At 72.5% G+C, this 17,049-nt stretch carries 14 protein-coding genes; 4 read left to right on the top strand and 10 right to left on the bottom strand.

Features of this window, described 5'->3' with window-relative positions; genetic code table 11:
• The first annotated feature begins 37 nt into the window (after positions 1-37).
• On the top strand, positions 38-256 hold the full coding sequence (locus F8274_RS16565; protein ID WP_151463292.1) for a hypothetical protein: 219 nt from the start codon (positions 38-40) through the stop codon (positions 254-256).
• Here F8274_RS16565 and ccsB read toward each other — a convergent pair.
• From ccsB to hemL, 6 genes are read right to left on the bottom strand one after another with little or no spacing between them, the layout of a single operon-like run.
• On the bottom strand, positions 241-1,221 hold the full coding sequence (gene ccsB, locus F8274_RS16560) for a c-type cytochrome biogenesis protein CcsB (protein ID WP_151463291.1): 981 nt from the start codon (positions 1,219-1,221) through the stop codon (positions 241-243). The genes F8274_RS16565 and ccsB overlap by 16 nt on opposite strands.
• Positions 1,221-2,843 carry a cytochrome c biogenesis protein ResB gene (locus tag F8274_RS16555; RefSeq protein WP_151463290.1) on the bottom strand — a complete coding sequence of 541 codons (1,623 nt, stop codon included), beginning with the start codon at positions 2,841-2,843 and terminating at the stop codon, positions 1,221-1,223. The genes ccsB and F8274_RS16555 overlap by 1 nt, the downstream gene beginning before the upstream one ends.
• Positions 2,843-3,682, bottom strand: coding sequence for a cytochrome c biogenesis CcdA family protein (locus F8274_RS16550; protein WP_151463289.1), 840 nt, complete (start codon positions 3,680-3,682; stop codon positions 2,843-2,845). Before F8274_RS16550 ends, F8274_RS16555 begins: the two co-directional genes overlap by 1 nt.
• Complete coding sequence (locus F8274_RS16545) at positions 3,682-4,254, bottom strand: TlpA disulfide reductase family protein (RefSeq protein WP_151463288.1); 573 nt, start codon at positions 4,252-4,254, stop codon at positions 3,682-3,684. Before F8274_RS16545 ends, F8274_RS16550 begins: the two co-directional genes overlap by 1 nt.
• Positions 4,254-4,901, bottom strand: a complete 648-nt coding sequence (locus tag F8274_RS16540; protein WP_151463287.1) for a histidine phosphatase family protein — start codon at positions 4,899-4,901, stop codon at positions 4,254-4,256. The genes F8274_RS16545 and F8274_RS16540 overlap by 1 nt, the downstream gene beginning before the upstream one ends.
• 6 nt (positions 4,902-4,907) lie before the next feature.
• Positions 4,908-6,245, bottom strand: coding sequence for a glutamate-1-semialdehyde 2,1-aminomutase (hemL, locus tag F8274_RS16535; RefSeq protein ID WP_151463286.1), 1,338 nt, complete (start codon positions 6,243-6,245; stop codon positions 4,908-4,910).
• Positions 6,246-6,395: 150 nt separating this feature from the next.
• On the opposite strand from hemL, the gene F8274_RS16530 reads away from it, so the two are divergent.
• Positions 6,396-6,728, top strand: coding sequence for an STAS domain-containing protein (locus F8274_RS16530; protein WP_107075862.1), 333 nt, complete (start codon positions 6,396-6,398; stop codon positions 6,726-6,728).
• 92 nt (positions 6,729-6,820) lie between these two features.
• Here F8274_RS16530 and F8274_RS16525 read toward each other — a convergent pair whose 3' ends face one another.
• The gene (locus F8274_RS16525; RefSeq protein WP_151463285.1) at positions 6,821-8,413 is read right to left on the bottom strand and encodes an ABC transporter permease; all 1,593 of its coding nucleotides are present in this window, start codon (positions 8,411-8,413) and stop codon (positions 6,821-6,823) included.
• Positions 8,410-9,312 (bottom strand): ABC transporter ATP-binding protein, encoded by a 903-nt coding sequence (locus tag F8274_RS16520; RefSeq protein ID WP_151463284.1) that lies wholly within the window; start codon positions 9,310-9,312, stop codon positions 8,410-8,412. The genes F8274_RS16525 and F8274_RS16520 overlap by 4 nt, the downstream gene beginning before the upstream one ends.
• Before the next feature lie 67 nt (positions 9,313-9,379).
• Here F8274_RS16520 and F8274_RS16515 point away from each other — a divergent pair, with 67 nt between their 5' ends.
• A complete protein-coding gene (locus F8274_RS16515; RefSeq protein ID WP_225853828.1) occupies positions 9,380-9,901 on the top strand; it encodes a GbsR/MarR family transcriptional regulator in 522 nt (173 codons plus the stop codon).
• A gap of 4 nt (positions 9,902-9,905) precedes the next feature.
• Here the strand turns inward: F8274_RS16515 and F8274_RS16510 are convergent, their stop codons facing one another.
• Positions 9,906-10,463: a two-component system response regulator gene (locus tag F8274_RS16510; RefSeq protein ID WP_151463283.1), complete on the bottom strand. Its 558-nt coding sequence runs from the start codon at positions 10,461-10,463 to the stop codon at positions 9,906-9,908.
• Positions 10,460-14,812, bottom strand: coding sequence for a HAMP domain-containing protein (locus F8274_RS16505; RefSeq protein WP_151463304.1), 4,353 nt, complete (start codon positions 14,810-14,812; stop codon positions 10,460-10,462). The genes F8274_RS16510 and F8274_RS16505 overlap by 4 nt, the downstream gene beginning before the upstream one ends.
• 172 nt (positions 14,813-14,984) lie before the next feature.
• Between F8274_RS16505 and F8274_RS16500 the strand changes: the two genes are divergently transcribed.
• Entirely contained in the window at positions 14,985-17,048 is a 2,064-nt protein-coding gene (locus F8274_RS16500) for a SpoIIE family protein phosphatase (protein ID WP_151463282.1), read from the top strand.
• Position 17,049: the final 1 nt, after the last annotated feature.

Below are 17,049 nucleotides of genomic sequence, written 5' to 3'. Positions count from 1 at the left end.
TTGACCTCCCGACAGGGTTGAAGGCGACGATGTCGGCATGGACGACGCGTACGTGGTGGGTGACCCGGACGGGCTCAGCCCCCTGCAGGCCGAGATCCGGGACGCGGTGGCCCGCGAACTGCACGCCCAGTTCGCGCTGCGGGCCGACCGCCTCGACCTGGCCGACCTCCCCGAGGTGGCCCACCAGATCACCCTGCGCGTCGACGGGGTGCTGACCGCCCGCCGGTCGGGGCGCGCGGGTCAGACGCCGGCGTAGGAGTGCAGGCCGGTGAAGAAGAAGTTGACCCCGAACAGGTTCATGAGCATGGTCAGGAAGCCCACGACCGAGATCCAGGTGGCCACGTTGCGCTTCACGCTCGGGGTGGCCCGGGCGTGCAGGTAGCCCGCGTAGACCACCCAGGAGATGAACGCCCAGGTCTCCTTCGGGTCCCAGCCCCAGGCGCGACCCCACGCCGCCTCGGCCCAGATCGCACCCGCGATCACCGCGAAGGTGAAGACCGGGAAGGCGAAGGCGTGCAGCGTGAAGGTCAGCCGCTCCAGGCCGGCCGCCGCCGGCAGCCGCCGGGCCAGCGTGTACGGGAAGCTCCGCTTCCCCTGCTCCCAGCCGGCCCGCATCAGGTAGGCCACGGCCGGCACCACGCCCAGCAGGAAGATGCCGGAGGCGAAGATGATCGTCGACACGTGGATGATGAACCAGTAGGACTGCAGCGCCGGCATGAGCGGCACGACCTGCACATAGAGCTTCAGCTCGGCGAACGCCAGCAGCAGCACCATGACCAGCGTGAGGAACAGCCCGAGCCGGCGCAGCGACGGCTGCTTCCAGAGCACCACGAGCCAGGCGGCCGCCCCGATCCACGTGACGGTCAGCACGAACTCGTACATGTTGCCCCAGGGCATCCGCTCGGCGGCGAGGCCCCGGGTGACCACCGCGCCGAGGTGCAGCGCGGCGGCGAGCACGGTGATCCAGGCGGCGATCCGCCCGGCCAGCGCGGCCCGGGCGGCGGAGCGGCCGGCTCGGGTCGCGGCCGGGGTGACCGCGCCGGCCGGCTCCTCGACCGTCCCACCGGCGCCGCCGACGCCGGCACCGACCAGCTCGCGGGCCGGGGCCGCCGCCGGCACCTTCCGGGCGTTGCCCAGGGCGTACTCGACGGCGTGGCTGATCATCGCGACCAGGTACGCCAGGATCGCGAACGTGACCAGCTGGTCGGAGAGTGCGGACATCACTCGTCTCCTTCTCGCGCCCGCCGGTCGTCCCGCCCGTCGTCGCTGACCGCGGCGACGAGCTGTGCGAACTCATCGGCGAACCCTGGGTGCTCGGTGCGCGGCAGCCCACCGGCCTCCACCAAACTACTACCGCTCGTCGGAGATCCACCCACCGGGGGCGAAACCCGGAACCAGACCCGACGCCGGCGGGCGAAGAGCGAGCCCATGAGCCCGAGCAGCAGCGTCCCGCAGGCGGCCAGCATCATGGTCTGGCCGGGGGCGTGCCGGACCGAGATGGTGATGTACGGCTTCGTGCCGACGAACTCCAGCGTGCTGCCGTCGTCCAGCGTCCACTTCTCGCCGGGGCGCAGCACCTTCTCGCCGATCTGCTTGAGCTTGCCGTTGGCGACCTGCCGCTGGTCGAGCTTGTAGACCGAGCCGGGGATGCCGGCGTCCAGCCCCAGGTTGCCCCGGTACGCGGCCAGCACCACCGCGGGGTTCCGCTCCGCGGGGAACTGGGACGCGACGAACGGCGCGCTGTCCGGGGCGGTGGGCAGGTAGAGCCCGTCGAAGGCGACCTGCTGGTCGGGGGCCCGCTTGCCGGTCTTCGGATCGACGTTCGCGTCCGGGAAGGCGGCCACGCCCTCCTCGGTGGCGTTCTGGTCGCCGCTGCGCAGGAACGGCGCCGTGCTGGTCTGGGTGCGGCCGTACCTGTCGGTGTACTTCAGGATCGGGGCGTACCCGTTGCCGAGCAGGTAGACGTTGGCCGTGTCGAGGCGCAGCGGCGAGTTGACCGAGAAGCCGGCGGTCCGCGTGGACCCGTCGTCCAGGTGGTCCACGGTCACCGTGGCCCAGTAGCGGGAGGCCTGCCCGGATGCCAGGTAGTCCGCCTCGAACCGGTCCAGGGTGAGGCAGAACGGCGGCAGGTCGGCGCTGTCGACGCGCGGCCCGAGCGACGCCTCGGCGTACTGCTGGCGGGTGTTGCAGAAGGCGTTGTCCGCACCCGAGACCAGGATCCGGTTGCCGTGCCAGCCGTACCAGGAGCCGAGCGCGACCCCGAGCAGGACGGCGACCAGCGAGACGTGGAAGAGCAGGTTGCCGGTCTCCTTGAGGTAGCCCTTCTCGGCGGAGACCTCGTTGCCGCGGACGGCGACCCGCCAGCGGCGCCGGCGCAGCACGGCCGCGATCGCCTCGGGGTCGGCGGCGGCCGGGGCTTCCAGCACGGCGTGCTGGGGCAACCGCTCCAGCCGCTTCGGAGCGGCGGGCGGCCGCATCCGCAGCGCGCGGACGTGGTCGCGGGCCCGGGGCAGGATGCAGCCGACCAGCGAGGTGAAGAGCAGCAGGTAGATCGCGGAGAACCAGACCGAGGCGAAGACCTCGAACATGCCGAGCTGGTCGAGCCGGGGCGCCAGGTCGGGGTGGTCGACGAAGTACTCGGTGACCTTCTCCGGGTTGACGCCGCGCTGCGGCAGCACCGAGCCGGGAATGGCGGCGATCGCCAGCAGGAAGAGCAGGATCAGGGCCGTACGCATGCTGGTGAGCTGCCGCCACGAGTTGCGCAGCAGGGCCAGCACGGGGTTGACGCGCGGCCGGGGCGCGCCGGCCGGCGGCGCGGACGGCCGGTCGTCGACGGTCGTCATCAGATGCTCACCTCGCCCACGCCCACGTGCGTCTGCAACCAGATCACGAAGTCCTGCCAGCCGCCGGTGACCAGCGCCACGCCGATGAGGATCAGCAGCGCGCCGCCGATGCGGGTGACCCAGCGGCTGTTGCGGCGGACGGCGCGGAACACCCCGAGCAGGCGGTGGAAGCCCAGCCCGAAGACGACGAACGGTACCCCCAGCCCGAGGCAGTACGCCACGGCGAGCAGCACGGCCCGGTCGGTGCTGCCGTCGACGGTGGCCAGGCCGAGCACCGCGCCGAGCGTCGGCCCGGTGCACGGCAGCCAACTGAGCGCGAAGACGGCGCCGAGCACCGGGGCGCCGAGCAGCCCCGCGGCGGGCAGCCGGCGGATGCGGAACTCGCGCTGCAGGCCGGGGATCACGCCCAGGTAGCCGAGACCGAGCACCACGATGAGGGCGCCGATGACGATCTCCAGCGTGCGCTCGTACTGGAAGAGGAGCTTGCCGACGCCGGAGAAGAGGATCGCGGTGGCCGTGAAGACCGCGGTGAAGCCGGCGATGAAGAGCATGGTGCCGGCCAGCACCCGGCCCTTCACGGCGGCGACCGGCCGTGCCGCCGGGGGTGCCGCGACCGCCACACCGCCGCCGCCCGCCTCGCCGGCGGCGGGCGGGGTGGCCTCGGCCCGGGTGCGGCCCTCCAGGTCCGCGCCGGCCAGCCCGGTGACGTACGACAGGTAGCCGGGCATCAGCGGCAGCACGCACGGGGAGAGGAAGCTGACCAGCCCGGCGAGCGCCGCGGCCCCGACGGCCAGCAGGAGCGGGCCGGACTCGGCGAGCTGGCGGAAGGTCTCGCCCATCAGCGGGATCCGGACGCGGGCTGCTCGGCCGCGATCCGCTCGACGACGGGCTGGAGCTCGTCCCGGGTGATCGCCCGGCGGATCACCACGGCGACCCGGCCGTCCCGGTCCAGGACGACGGTCGCCGGGGTGGTGTTGGGCGGGATGTCGAAGTTGAGCGCCTGCCGGCTGGCCGGGTCGAAGAGGCTCGGGTAGGTGACCCGGCCCTCCTCGAAGGCGATCGCCTTGTCCTTGCTGTCCTGCACGTTGATGCCGAGGAAGGTGACGCCGGACGCCTTGGTGGCCTGGTAGGCGGCCTCCAGGTCGTCGGCCTCCGCCCGGCAGGGCGCACACCAGGAGCCCCAGAAGTTGACCACGGCCACCTGGCCGCGGGCCTCGGCGATGTCGTAGCTGCCGCCGGTGAGCAGCTCGCCGCTCACCTTCGGGGTCTTCGACCGCTGGTCGGGGGCGCAGGTGATGGTGACGCCGTCGCTCGCGCAGCGGCTCTCCTCGCTGCCGGAGGAGCAACCGACCAGCGCCGTCGCGGCGGCGACGGCGGTGAGGAGGGCGGCGACGAGCCTCCGGCTGGGCATCAGGCTCCCTTGGCCGTCCGCGCGGTCGGCGAGATCGAGACCAGGTGGGCCGCGGGCTCGGAGTAGCCGATGCCGACGATCTTGGCGCCGTCGAAGTGGAACGAGGTGAGGCTGGCCAGGCCGCACTGCCGCTTGCGCGGGTCGTGCCAGAGCCGCTTGCGCTCGACGTGGCGGCGCAGGGTCCAGATGGGCAGCTGGTGGGAAACGAGCACGGCCTCCCGCCCCTCGGCGGCGACCCGGGCGGCGTGCAGCGCGCCGAACATCCGCTCGGCGATCACCCGGTAGGCCTCGCCCCAGGACGGCGTGACCGGGTCGCGCAGCACCCACCAGTTGCGCGGGTCGCGGAACGAGCCGTCGCCCGGGGAGACCTTCTTGCCCTCGAACCAGTTCGCGCTCTCGATCAGCCGCTCGTCCACCCCGACCGGCAGGCCGAACTGGGCGGCGATGGGCTCGGCGGTCTGCTGGGCGCGCTCGAGCGGGCTGGCCACCACGTGCACCACGGTGCGCTCGGCGAGCGCCTGGGCGGCCGCCTTGGCCATCTGGACGCCCAACTCGGAGAGGCGGAACCCGGGCAGCCGCCCGTAGAGGATGCCGTCCGGGTTGTGCACCTCGCCGTGCCGCAGCACGTGGACCACCGTCTTGCTCACAATTACCTACCCCCCGTGTCCTGCCGCTGCCGCCGCGTTGGCCGCCGCCGGCAGGGCCGCGGCGATCTGCTCCAGCGCGGCGTCGTCGATCGCCGCCGACACGAACCACGACTCGAACGCGCTCGGCGGCAGGTAGACGCCGGCGGCGAGCATGGCGTGGAAGAACGCCTTGAACGCGGGCACCTGCTGGGTGCGGGCGCTGTCGTAGTCGGCCACGTCGGCGTCGGTGAAGAAGATCGAGAACATGTTGCCCGCGTACGACAGGCGGTGCGGGACCCCGGCGGCGGCCAGCGCCTCGGTGGCGAGCTTGCCCACCGCGGCGGCCGTCTCGTCGAGGCGGCGGTAGAGCGCGTCGTCGGCCAGCCGCAGCGTGGCCAGGCCGGCGGCGCACGCGAGGGGGTTACCGGAGAGGGTGCCGGCCTGGTAGACCGGGCCGGCCGGGGCCAGCTTCCCCATGATCTCCGTGCGCCCGCCGAACGCCGCGGCGGGCAGGCCGCCGCCCATGACCTTCCCGTACGTCCACAGGTCGGCGTCGGACGGGTCGAGCCCGTGCCAGCCGGCGCGGGAGACCCGGAACCCGGTCATCACCTCGTCGACGATCAGCAGCGCGCCGTGCGCGTGGGCGATCCGGGCGAGCTGCTGGTTGAAGTCGCCGCGCGGGGCGATCACGCCCATGTTGCCGGCGGCCGCCTCGGTGATGATCGCCGCGATGTGCGGGCCCTCGGCGGCGAATGCCTCCTCGACCGCGCGCAGGTCGTTGTACGGCAGCACGATGGTGTCGCCGGCGGCCGCCCCGGTGACGCCGGGCGAGTCGGGGAGGCCGAGGGTGGCCACGCCCGAGCCGGCGGCGGCGAGCAGCGCGTCGGAGTGGCCGTGGTAGCAGCCGGAGAACTTGATGATCTTGGCGCGGCCGGTGAAGCCGCGGGCCAGCCGGATCGCCGACATGGTCGCCTCGGTGCCCGAGTTGACCAGGCGGACCTGCTCGACCGGGGTCCGCGCGACGATCTCCGCGGCCAGGTCGACCTCGCCCGGGGTGGGGGTGCCGAAGCTGGTGCCGAGCGCGGCGGCCTCGCGCAGCGCCTCGACCACGGCCGGGTGGGCGTGACCGAGGATCAGCGGACCCCAGGAGCAGACCAGGTCGACGTAGCGGCGACCGTCGGCGTCGAAGAGCCAGGGACCTTCCCCCCGGACCATGAAGCGCGGGGTGCCGCCGACGGCACGGAACGCGCGCACGGGTGAGTTGACCCCGCCGGGCACGATGGCCTTGGCGCGGTCGAACAGGGCCTCGGAGGCCGGTGCGTCGGCCGGGTAGCGGCCGGATCCGGCGGAAAACGTATCGGTCACGATGCCGCCATTGTGTCAGCGCCGGGCGGCTGATCGGCAGGCACCCCGCACCGAGGGTTACCGGGCTCACGCCCCGTGGGTGCGGCACGGGCCAGCGACCGGCGGGTCGCTCGACGGGCCCGTTGGTCGAGATCGCGATAGGGTGACCGGGTGGATCGTGCCGAACTGTCCATCACGCTACACCGGACGGGTGACGAAGCGGTGCTTCGCCTCGCCGGTGAGATCGACATGCTCACGGCCGCCCAGCTGTCGACAGTCGTCAACGAGGTGCTGGCCGAACCCCCGCCGCGCATCGTGCTCGACCTGGGCGGGGTCACGTTCTGCGACTCGCAGGGCCTCGGGACGCTCGTGGTGCTCAGCCGCAAGGCCAGCCATGCCCAGAGCCTGCTGGTCCTGAGCAACGTCGGCGACTTCCTCCTCCGCGTCCTGGACATCACCGGCCTCCGCTCGGCCCTGATGATCCGCAACGAGACCGCCCCCTGACACCCGCCCCCCGCCCGCGTTGATCAAGAAGTTTGCGTCCGCCGAGGCCGGATTTCTGACGCAAACTTCTTGATCAACTGGGGTTGGGGCGGTCAGGTGACGGGGACGTCGCGGCGGCGGAACGCCGTTACGCCGGCTCCCGCCAGGGCCAGCGCCACGACGGCGAGGGCCCAGAGGGGCGTGGCGCTCCAGGTGTCGCGGAGGACCTGGGGGGTGTGCGTGAACGGGGACAGGTCCAGCAGCCACTGGTCGAGTTCGAGCACCGCGCCGAGCTGGCCGAGCAGCACGCAGACCGCCAGCACCGCCCAGGCCACCGGGGCGAGCCGGGGCAGCAGGCCGTAGAGCAGCACGGCGAGCCCGGCCAGCACCCAGGCGGCGGGCGCCTGAGCCAGCCCGGCGCCGAGCATCCGGGTCAGCTCCCGGGGCACGTCGTGCACGCTGAGCCCGTACGTCAGGCCAGTGGCCAGGCCCGTCACGGCGAGCACCACGACCGGGCCGACCAGCGCGAACACCACGTGCGACAGCAGCCAGGTGGAGCGGTGCGCTCCGGTGGCGAGCACCGGTTCCGCGTGCCCGGCGGACTCCTCGGCGCGCATCCGCAGCGCAGCCTGGATGCCGTAGCCCGCCGCGGCCAGCCCGGCCAGGCTCAGCGTGGCGCCCAGGTAGGCGTCGGCCAGGCCGGAGGCCCCCCCGATCCGCGCCATGATGTCCTCCAGCTGCTGGTTCCCCTCCACCGAGCGGCCGGCCGCCTGCGCGGCGCCGCCGAGGATCAGCCCGAGCAGGCCGAAGCCGACCGACCACCAGAGGATCTGCCCGCGGTGCAGCCGCCAGGCCAGCCCGAAGGGACCGGCGAGTCCCCGGCCGGCGGTGGCCGGCCCGAGCCGGGCCGGCAGCACCCCCGCGCCCAGGTCACGGCGCACCGAGACCGGGTACGCGACCGCGGCGAGCAGCGCCGACGCGACCAGCGGCAGCGCGAGCACCCACCAGCGTTCCCCCTCGTAGGGCCGGACCCGGGCTGCCCAGCCCAGCGGGGAGAGCCAGCTCGGCCAGTCGTTGGCGGCGGTGTCCCCGACCATCCGCAGCGCGAAGGAGGCGCCGAGGACGGCGATCCCGATGCCCCGGGCCCCGCCCGCGGTCTCGGTGAGCTGGGCGGTCAGCCCGCCGACGGTGGCGAAGACCACGCCGGTCAGCGCCGTGCCAAGCCCGTACGCACACGAGCCGGCGGCCGACAGGCCGGTGGACGCCAGCCCGGCCGCGGTGAGCAGGCCGAGCAGCACGTCGGCCGCGTACGTGACGAGCAGCGCGGCGGTCAGCCCGGCGTGCCGGCCGAGCACCGCGCCGCCGAGCAGTTCCCGCCGGCCGGCCTCCTCCTCGACGCGGGTGTGCCGGATGACGGTGAGCAGGCTGGCCAGCGCCACGACGACCAGCAGGAAGCCGCCGCGCTGGGCGGTCAGCGCGCCGACGCTGTCCCCGTAGACCGGGCCGAGCAGCGCGATGATCGAGGGGTTGCGGGCGGTGCCCGTGACGTACGCGGCCCGCTCGGCGGCGGTCGGGAACAGCTCGAAGAAGCTGGTCGCGTAGGTCGCCGGCAGCACTGCGATGATCAGTACCCAGAGCGGGAGCAGGAGGCGGTCCCGGCGCAGGGCGAGCCGGGCCAGTTGCCAGGTGCCGGCGAGCGTGCTCATCGGACCAGCTCCTCGGGGACCGCCTCGTAGTGCCGCAGGAACAGCTCCTCCAGCGTCGGCGGCGTGCTGACCAGGCTGCGGACGCCCAGCTCGGTGAGGCGCCGCAGGGCGGCGTCCAGCGCGGCGGTGTCCACGTCGAAACGGACCCGGTTGCCGTCCACCCGCAGGTCGTGCACGCCGGGCAGGTCGGCCAGCCCGTTCAGTGGGGCGGTCACCTCGGCGTCGATCGAGGTGCGGTGCAGGTGGCGCAGCTCGCTGAGGGTGCCGGACTCGACGGCCCGGCCGTTCCGGATGATCGTCACCCGGTCGCAGAGCGCCTCCACCTCGGCCAGGATGTGGCTGGAGAGCAGCACGGTGCGGCCGTCCTGCTTGGCCCGGCGTACCCAGTGCTGGAAGACCTCCTCCATGAGCGGGTCGAGCCCGGAGGTGGGCTCGTCGAGGATGAGCAGCTCGACGTCGGAGGCGAGCGCGGCCACCAGGCCGACCTTCTGCCGGTTGCCCTTGGAGTAGGCGCGGCCCTTCTTGCGCGGGTCCAGCTCGAAGGACTCCAGCAGCTCGGCCCGGCGCTTCGGGTCGAGCCCGCCGCGCAGCCGGCCGAGCAGGTCGATCACCTCGCCGCCGCTCAGGTTGGGCCAGAGCGTGACGTCGCCGGGCACGTACGCGAGCCGGCGGTGCAGGGCGACGGCGTCCCGCCAGGGGTCGCCGCCGAGCAGTCGGACGGCCCCCGCGTCCGCGCGCAGCAGACCGAGCAGCACCCGGATGGTGGTCGACTTGCCGGAGCCGTTGGGGCCCAGGAAGCCGTGCACCTCGCCGGCGCGGACGGTCAGGTCGAGTCCGTCGAGCGCTCGGGTCCGGCCGAACGTCTTCACCAGGCCGGACACCTCAATGGGAGTTTCCATGGTTCGGAAGCTACGCTCGTTTCACAAACTTGTGAAGACAGTGAGATCTGAGAGACGATCAGGTGTGATGAGCGAGACGACGCCGATGACCGAGCCGCCCCACCGGGACGAGGAAGAGGTCCACCTCTTCGTCGAACGGATGGCGATGGCGTTCGCGGACGTCGGCTTCCCCCGCATGGCCGGCCGGGTGCTGTTCACCGTCATGAGCGCCGACGAGCCGCTGACCGCCGCCGAGATCGGCGAGCGGCTCGGCGTGAGCGCGGCGGCCGTGTCCGGCGCCGTGCGCTACCTGACCCAGTTCGCCATGCTGGTCCGCGAGCCGGTCAAGGGCTCCCGGCGGGACCGCTACCGGATGCCGGTCAACCCCTGGTACGAGGCCACCATCACGAAGACCGGCCTCTACAAGAACTTCATCGACATCGCCGCCAGCGGCCTGGAGGCGCTGCACGGGCGGAACACCCCGGCCGGCGAGCGGGTCGCCGAGATGCGGGACTTCTTCCTCTTCGTCCAGGAGGAGATCGACGCCCTCGGCGAACGGTGGCGGGCCCGGCGCGCCGCGACGGGACACGACGACCGGGCCGAAACCTGAGCGCTCAGGCGTTGTTGCCCCAGCGGGCCTGCTCCAGCAGGTCCACGGCGCGCTCCCGGGACTCCGCGTCGTCGTCGGCACGCAGCAGCGCGGTCGCCTCGTCCACCGCGTCGGTGAGCACCCGCCACTGGGCGTCGCGCTCCCGCACCAGGTCCGACTGGGCGGCCAGCTGCCGGGTCTTCACCCACAGCTCGACGAAGACCGACACCTTCGCCCGCAGCACCCACGGGTCGAAGGGCTTGGTCAGGTAGTCGACCGCACCGACCGCGTAGCCCCGCAGGGCGAGCTGGGCGTCCTTGTCCGCGGCGGTGAGGAAGATGATCGGCACGTGCCGGGTCCGCTCCCGCCGCTTGATGTGGGTGGCGGTCTCGAAGCCGTCCATGTCCGGCATCTGGGCGTCCAGCAGGATCACCGCGAAGTCGTCCACCAGGAGCTGCTTGAGCGCCGCCTCGCCGCTCTCCACGGCGACCGACTGCACCGGAAGCCCCTGGAGGATCGCCTCCAGGGCCATCAGGTTCTCCCGCCGGTCGTCCACCAGCAGCGCCTTGGCCATCTGGGTCACGGAGTCTCCTCGCCTCGGCTCCGGCCGATCCAGGACGCCATCAGCTCGATCAGCTCGTCCAGGTCCACCGGCTTGGTGATGTAGTCGCTGCCCCCGGCCGCGATCGCCGACTCCCGGTCACCGGGCATCGCCTTCGCGGTCAGGAACACGATCGGCAGGTCCGCGAAGCGGTGGTTGCGGCGGATCTGCGCGGTCGTCTCGTAGCCGTCCTGGTCCGGCATCATCGCGTCCATCAGCACGATGTCCACCTCCGGATGCTCGGCCAGTTGGCGGACGCCGTCCGCCCCGTTGTCCGAGTACAACACGGTCATACCGTGAAGCTCCAACGCGGAGGTCAGCGCGAACACGTTCCGGACGTCGTCATCGACGATCAGAACGGTCACGCCCTCCAGCCGGCGGGTGGCCGGGGTCTCCTGCGGCTGCGGCAGCTCCATGGGCATGAGCAGGGACGACGGCAGGCCCGCGCGCTGCGGCGAGGGTGGCGCCGGCGCCACCACCGCGTCCGGCGCCAGCACATCGGGTACGAAGAGAGTGAACGTCGACCCCTGCCCGGGCGCGGAGGACACCGTGATCGTGCCGCCGAGCAGGCGGGCCAGGTCCCGGCTGATCGACAGGCCCAGGCCGGTGCCGCCGTAGCGCCGGCTGGTCGTGCCGTCGGCCTGCTGGAACGCCTCGAAGATCAGCGAAAGCTTGTCGTCCGAGACGCCGATGCCGGTGTCGATCACCGTGAACGCGATGACCTGCCGGGCGTTGGTCAGCGCCGGCACGTCGAAGACCGCGTTCTCGGCGGCCGGCGCGATCCGCAGGGTGACCGCGCCGTTGTCGGTGAACTTCACGGCGTTGGAGAGCAGGTTGCGGAGGATCTGCTGCAACCGCTGGGCGTCGGTGACCAGCGCCGGCGGCAGGTCCTTGCTGATCCGCACCTGGAAGTCGAGGCCCTTCTCCTCGGCCTGCGGCGCGAACGCCTGCTCGACGTAGCCGCGGATCTCCGAGAAGTGGATCTCGGTCGGCTCCACGTCCATCCGGCCCGCCTCGATCTTGGACAGGTCGAGGATGTCGTCGATCAGGGAGAGCAGGTCCGAACCGGCGCTGTGGATGGTGCGGGCGAACTCGATCTGCTTGGCGCTCAGGTTCTGCTCCGGGTTCTCGGCGAGCAGCCGGGCCAGCAGGAGCAGCGAGTTCAGCGGCGTACGCAGCTCGTGGCTCATGTTGGCCAGGAACTCCGACTTGTACGCCGACGCCCGGGTGAGCTGCTGCGCCTTCTCCTCCAGGCCGAGCCGGGCCAGCTCGATCTCCCGGTTCTGCGTCTCGATGTTGGTCTTCTGCTCGGAGAGCAGCTTCGCCTTGTCCTCCAGCTCGGCGTTGGTGCGCTGGAGTTCCGCCGACTGCTCCTGCATCTCGTGCGCCAGCCGCTGCGACTGCGCCAGCAGCTCCTCCGTACGCCGGTTGGCCTGGATGGTGTTGACCGCGACGCCGATGGTGAGCACCAGCCGCTCCAGGAACGCCAGGTGCAGCTCGGAGAAGGTCGTCACCCCGGCGAACTCGATCACGCCGAGCAGTTCGCCCTCGAAGAGGACCGGCAGCACCACGAGGTCGGCCGGGGGCGTCTCGGCCAGGCCGGAGCGGAGCACCAGCCGCCCGTCGGGCTGGGTGTTGACCCGGATGGTCCGCCGGGACAGGGCGGCCTGGCCGACCAGCCCCTCGCCGGGCCCGAAGGTCACGTCGTGCCCGCGCGCCACGTAGCCGTAGGAGGCGGTGAGCCGCAGCCGCATGCTGCCCTCGGAGCTGTCCGCCAGGAAGAACGCGCCGAGCTGCGCGTCGACCAGCGGGGTCACCTCCATCATGATCATGCGGCAGACCTCGCCGAGGTCCCGCTGGCCCTGGAGCAGGCCGCCGATGCGGGCCAGGTTCGAGTCGAGCCAGCCCTGCTCGGCGTTCTTCTTCGTCGTCTCCCGGAGGGTGACGATCATCTGGTTGATGTTGTCCTTCAGCTCGGCGACCTCGCCCTGCGCCTTCACGCTGATCCGCTGGGTCAGGTCGCCGCGGGTCACCGAGGTGGAGACCTGGGAGATCGCCCGGAGCTGGGTGGTCAGGGTCGAGGCGAGCTGGTTGACGTTCTCGGTGAGGTCGCGCCAGGTGCCGCTGACACCCTTCACCTGGGCCTGACCGCCCAGCTTGCCCTCGATGCCGACCTCGCGGGCCACCCGGGTGACCTCGTCGGCGAACGAGGAGAGCTGGTCGACCATCGTGTTGACGGTGTTCTTCAGCTCCAGGATCTCGCCCTGCGCGTCCACCGTGATCTTCTGGCCCAGGTCACCCTTCGCCACGGCCGTGGTGACCGAGGCGATGTTGCGCACCTGGCTGGTCAGGTTCGACGCCATCGAGTTCACGTTGTCGGTCAGGTCCCGCCAGGTGCCGGAGACACCCTTCACCTGCGCCTGGCCGCCCAGCTTGCCCTCGGTGCCCACCTCACGGGCCACCCGCGTGACCTCGTCGGCGAACGAGGAGAGCTGGTCGACCATCGTGTTGACCGTCGACTTCAGCTCCAGGATCTCGCCCTGCGCGTCCACCGTGATCTTCTGCGACAGGTCACCCTTGGCCACCGCCGTCGACACCTGGGCGATGTTCCGCACCTGGGCGGTCAGGTTGGACGCCATCGAGTTCACGTTGTCGGTCAGGTCGCGCCAGGTGCCGGCCACACCGCGCACCTGGGCCTGGCCGCCGAGCTTGCCCTCGGTGCCCACCTCGCGCGCGACCCGCGTCACCTCGTCGGCGAACGAGGAGAGCTGGTCGACCATCGTGTTGACCGTCGACTTCAGCTCCAGGATCTCGCCCCGGGCGTCCACCGTGATCTTCTGGCTCAGGTCGCCCTTGGCCACGGCCGTGGTGACCGAGGCGATGTTGCGCACCTGGCTGGTCAGGTTCGACGCCATCGAGTTCACGTTGTCGGTCAGGTCCCGCCAGGTGCCGGAGACACCCTTCACCTGCGCCTGACCGCCCAGCTTGCCCTCGGTGCCCACCTCGCGGGCCACCCGCGTCACCTCGTCGGCGAACGACGACAGCTGGTCGACCATCGTGTTCACGGTGTTCTTCAGCTCCAGGATCTCGCCCTGGGCGTCCACCGTGATCTTCTGCGAAAGGTCACCCTTGGCCACGGCCGTGGACACCTGTGAGATGTTCCGCACCTGGCTGGTCAGGTTGCCGGCGAGCTGATTCACGTTCTCGGTCAGGTCGCGCCAGGTGCCGGAGACCCCGCGCACCTGGGCCTGCCCACCCAGCTTGCCCTCGATGCCCACCTCACGGGCCACCCGCGTCACCTCGTCCGCGAACGACGACAGCTGGTCCACCATCGTGTTCACGGTGTCCTTCAGCTCCAGGATCTCGCCCTGGGCGGCCACGGTGATCTTCTGGGAGAGGTCGCCGCGGGCCACCGCCGTGGAGACCTGGGCGATGTTGCGGACCTGACTGGTCAGGTTCGACGCCATCGAGTTGACGCTGTCGGTCAGGTCCTTCCAGGTGCCGGCCACGTTCGGCACGTCCGCCTGCCCGCCGAGCTTGCCCTCAGTGCCCACCTCGCGGGCCACCCGGGTCACCTGCTCGGCGAAGAGCCGCAGCGTGTCGGTGAGATAGTTCATCGTGTCGGCCAGCTCGGCCACCTCGCCGCGCGCGCCCACCGTGATCTTCTGCGACAGGTCGCCCTTCGCCACCGCCGTCGCCACCTGGGAGATCGAGCGCACCTGTCCGGTGAGGTTCGACGCCATGGTGTTCACCGAGTCGGTGAGGTCCTTCCAGGTGCCGGCCACACCGCGGACGTCCGCCTGGCCGCCCAGCTTGCCCTCGGTGCCCACCTCCCGGGCCACCCGGGTCACCTCGTCGGCGAACGACGAGAGCTGGTCGACCATCGTGTTCACGGTCCGCCCGATGCGCAGGTACTCACCGCGCAGCGGCCGGCCGTCGATCTCCAGCGCCATGTGCTGCGACAGGTCGCCGTCGGCCACCGCCACGATCACCCGGGCGATCTCCGTGGTCGGGCGGCCCAGGTCGTCGATCAGCGAGTTGACCGCCCGCTGCCCCTCCGCCCACGAGCCGTCCAGGCCCTCGTCGTCGAGCCGTTCGGTGAGCCGGCCGTCCCGGCCGACCACCCGGCTGATCCGGCGCAGGTCCAGGTGCTGCCGCTCCTGCAGCGACACCACGTCGTTGAAGGAGTCCGCCACCTCGCCGGCCAGGCCCGCCCGTCGGGGCAGCCGGACCCGGAGGTCGCCGCGACGCACCCGTCGCAGCGCCTCCACCAGCTCGCCGAGGAGCACCTCGTGGTCGTCCCCGGCTACCAGTTGTTTCGCCGTGGTCATCAGTTCCTCGCTCAGCTCGGGGGCCATCAGGCTCGTGCCGACACGCGGCCATCCCACCATTCTGCCGCGTGTCGCGTCGAGGCCACGGGCTCCGGCCGCGCGCCACGCCCGATGTGTCCCGGATCGGCGGAGCGGCTTGGCACCCGGGGCGGCGGCGGTGGAGGATACGAAGGTGTCAGCGGAGGCGGGGCCGGCGATGAACGGCGGCTCGGACGAACACGTCCGGAGCGTCCGCCTCCCCGCAGACCGGCGCACGCCCGCGGCGGCCCGGGCGCTCGTGCGGTCCGTGCTCGCCGAGGCGGACCTGCACGAACTGCTCAACGAGGCGCTGCTGCTGACCACCGAGCTCACCACCAACGCGGTCGAGCACGCGCGCACCGAACTGGACATCGAGGTCGAAGCCGACCCGGCGGGGCTCACCGTCACGGTCACCGACTTCGCCTCCGGCCCGGTCGACGAGCTGATGGTCGGTGTCCGGAACACCACCTCCGACATCACGGAGGTGGCCGAGCGGGGGCGCGGGCTGCTGCTGGTCGACCACTTCGCCAGCCGGTGGGGCACCACCTACCTGCCCACCGGGAAGGGCGTCTGGTTCCGGCTCGACCGGCCCGGCCTCGGGGCGGCCGCCCGGCCGGCCGAGACCCGCGCCGCGCTCGCCGCCCTCGCGCCGGCCGACGGGGGCACCCCGAGCGCCGCCGCGATGAGCGAGCTGATGCAGACCACCCCCGACCCGTACGCGGACGACCCGCTGCCCGAGTTCGCCGCCGGGCTGCTGACCCGGGTCGCCGAGATGGTCGGCGCCGCCGGCGGCGTGGTGCGGCTGGACCGCGGCGACGGGCAGGGCAGCCAGGTGCTCGCCCGCTACGGCCGGCAGCCCCGCGAGGGCAACGAGCTGCTCCGCGTCCCGCTCGCCGTGCACCGCCCGTACGCCGGGGAGCTGGAGCTGGACGCGGCGCCCTCCGCGTACGCCCGGCCCCTCGCGGTGCTGGCCGCCGAACGGCTCTCCCTGCACCTGGAGAACGACCGGCTGCGCCGCGCCGACGTGCGCCGGTCGGCCTGGCTGACCTTCCTGGCCGAGGCGAGCGAGCTGCTCGCCCAGTCGCTGGACGTCGAGCTGACCATGGCGCTCGTCCCGCAGCTCGTGGTGCCCCGGCTCGGCCAGTGGTGCGCGGTCCACACCAGCGACGAGTGGGGGCGGCTGCGGCTCGCCGCGGCCAGTCACGCCGACGAGTCGGTGCTGCCGCAGCTGCACCGGGTGCTCCAGGAGACCGGGCCCGACTCGATCCAGGCCCGGCTGCGGGAGGCGTCCCGGAGCGCCGCGCAGGTGCCGCTGAGCGGGCCGATGGAGGGCTTCGCCGTACCCCTGATCGCCCGCGGGCAGCGGCTCGGCACCCTGGCCGTGGGCCGCCACCAGCGGCACCGGCACGACCCCGACGAGGTCTCGGTGCTGGAGGACGTGGCCCGGCGGGCCGCCCTGGCCATCGAGAACGCCCGGATCCACGCCGAGCGCCGGCGCGTCGCGCAGACCCTCCAGCAGTCACTGCTGCCGCCGGTGCTCCCGGTGGTCGAGGGCATCGGCTTCGCTGCCGAGTACGTGCCGACCGGGGACGACGCCGAGGTCGGCGGCGACTTCTACGACGTGGTGCCGCTGCCGGACGGCCGGTGGCTCGTGGTGGTCGGCGACGTCTCCGGCAAGGGCGTCCAGGCGGCGGCGGTGACCGGACTGGTCCGGGACGTCATCCGGGTGCTGGTCGGCGACGGCAAGCCGCTGCCGGAGGTGCTCGGCCGGCTCAACGAGACGCTGGTCGAGCGGGGCGGCGGCCGCTACTGCACGCTGGCGCTGGCGGCGGTCGGCCCGGGTGACGGTGACCAGCTCGACGTCTCCCTGCACCTGGCCGGGCACGACCGGCCGGTCCTGCTGCACGGCGGCGGAGGGGCGGGCTTCGTCGGCACCGGGGGCACGGCACTCGGGCTGCTCGACTCGATCGCCACCCCGACCGCCGAGATCGCGCTCAAACCGGGCGACGCGCTGGTCTTCTACACCGACGGGGTCACCGAGCGGCGGCGCGGCCGGGAACTGTTCGGCACCGACCGACTGCGCGAGGCCGCGGCGCCCCTGGCCGGCTACTCGGCCGACGTGGTCGCCGCCCGCCTCCGCGCCACGGCCATCGCCTTCTCGGTGGAACCCCCACGCGACGACATAGCGGTGCTGGTCCTCCGCAACGACGCCCTGTAAC

The sequence above is a fragment of the Micromonospora sp. AMSO31t genome (assembly GCF_008868175.1).
Lineage (GTDB): Bacteria > Actinomycetota > Actinomycetes > Mycobacteriales > Micromonosporaceae > Micromonospora.
This window is presented reverse-complemented; position numbering and strand designations above follow the sequence as displayed.

Excerpts from the sequence above, each read along its gene's own strand:
- F8274_RS16565 (WP_151463292.1), top strand. The coding sequence starts at position 38 with ATGGACGACGCGTACGTGGTGGGTGACCCGGACGGGCTCAGCCCCCTG.
- ccsB (WP_151463291.1), bottom strand. The coding sequence starts at position 1,221 with ATGTCCGCACTCTCCGACCAGCTGGTCACGTTCGCGATCCTGGCGTAC.
- F8274_RS16555 (WP_151463290.1), bottom strand. The coding sequence starts at position 2,843 with ATGACGACCGTCGACGACCGGCCGTCCGCGCCGCCGGCCGGCGCGCCC.
- F8274_RS16550 (WP_151463289.1), bottom strand. The coding sequence starts at position 3,682 with ATGGGCGAGACCTTCCGCCAGCTCGCCGAGTCCGGCCCGCTCCTGCTG.
- F8274_RS16545 (WP_151463288.1), bottom strand. The coding sequence starts at position 4,254 with ATGCCCAGCCGGAGGCTCGTCGCCGCCCTCCTCACCGCCGTCGCCGCC.
- F8274_RS16525 (WP_151463285.1), bottom strand. The coding sequence starts at position 8,413 with ATGAGCACGCTCGCCGGCACCTGGCAACTGGCCCGGCTCGCCCTGCGC.
- F8274_RS16520 (WP_151463284.1), bottom strand. The coding sequence starts at position 9,312 with ATGGAAACTCCCATTGAGGTGTCCGGCCTGGTGAAGACGTTCGGCCGG.
- F8274_RS16515 (WP_225853828.1), top strand. The coding sequence starts at position 9,380 with ATGAGCGAGACGACGCCGATGACCGAGCCGCCCCACCGGGACGAGGAA.
- F8274_RS16505 (WP_151463304.1), bottom strand. The coding sequence starts at position 14,812 with ATGACCACGGCGAAACAACTGGTAGCCGGGGACGACCACGAGGTGCTC.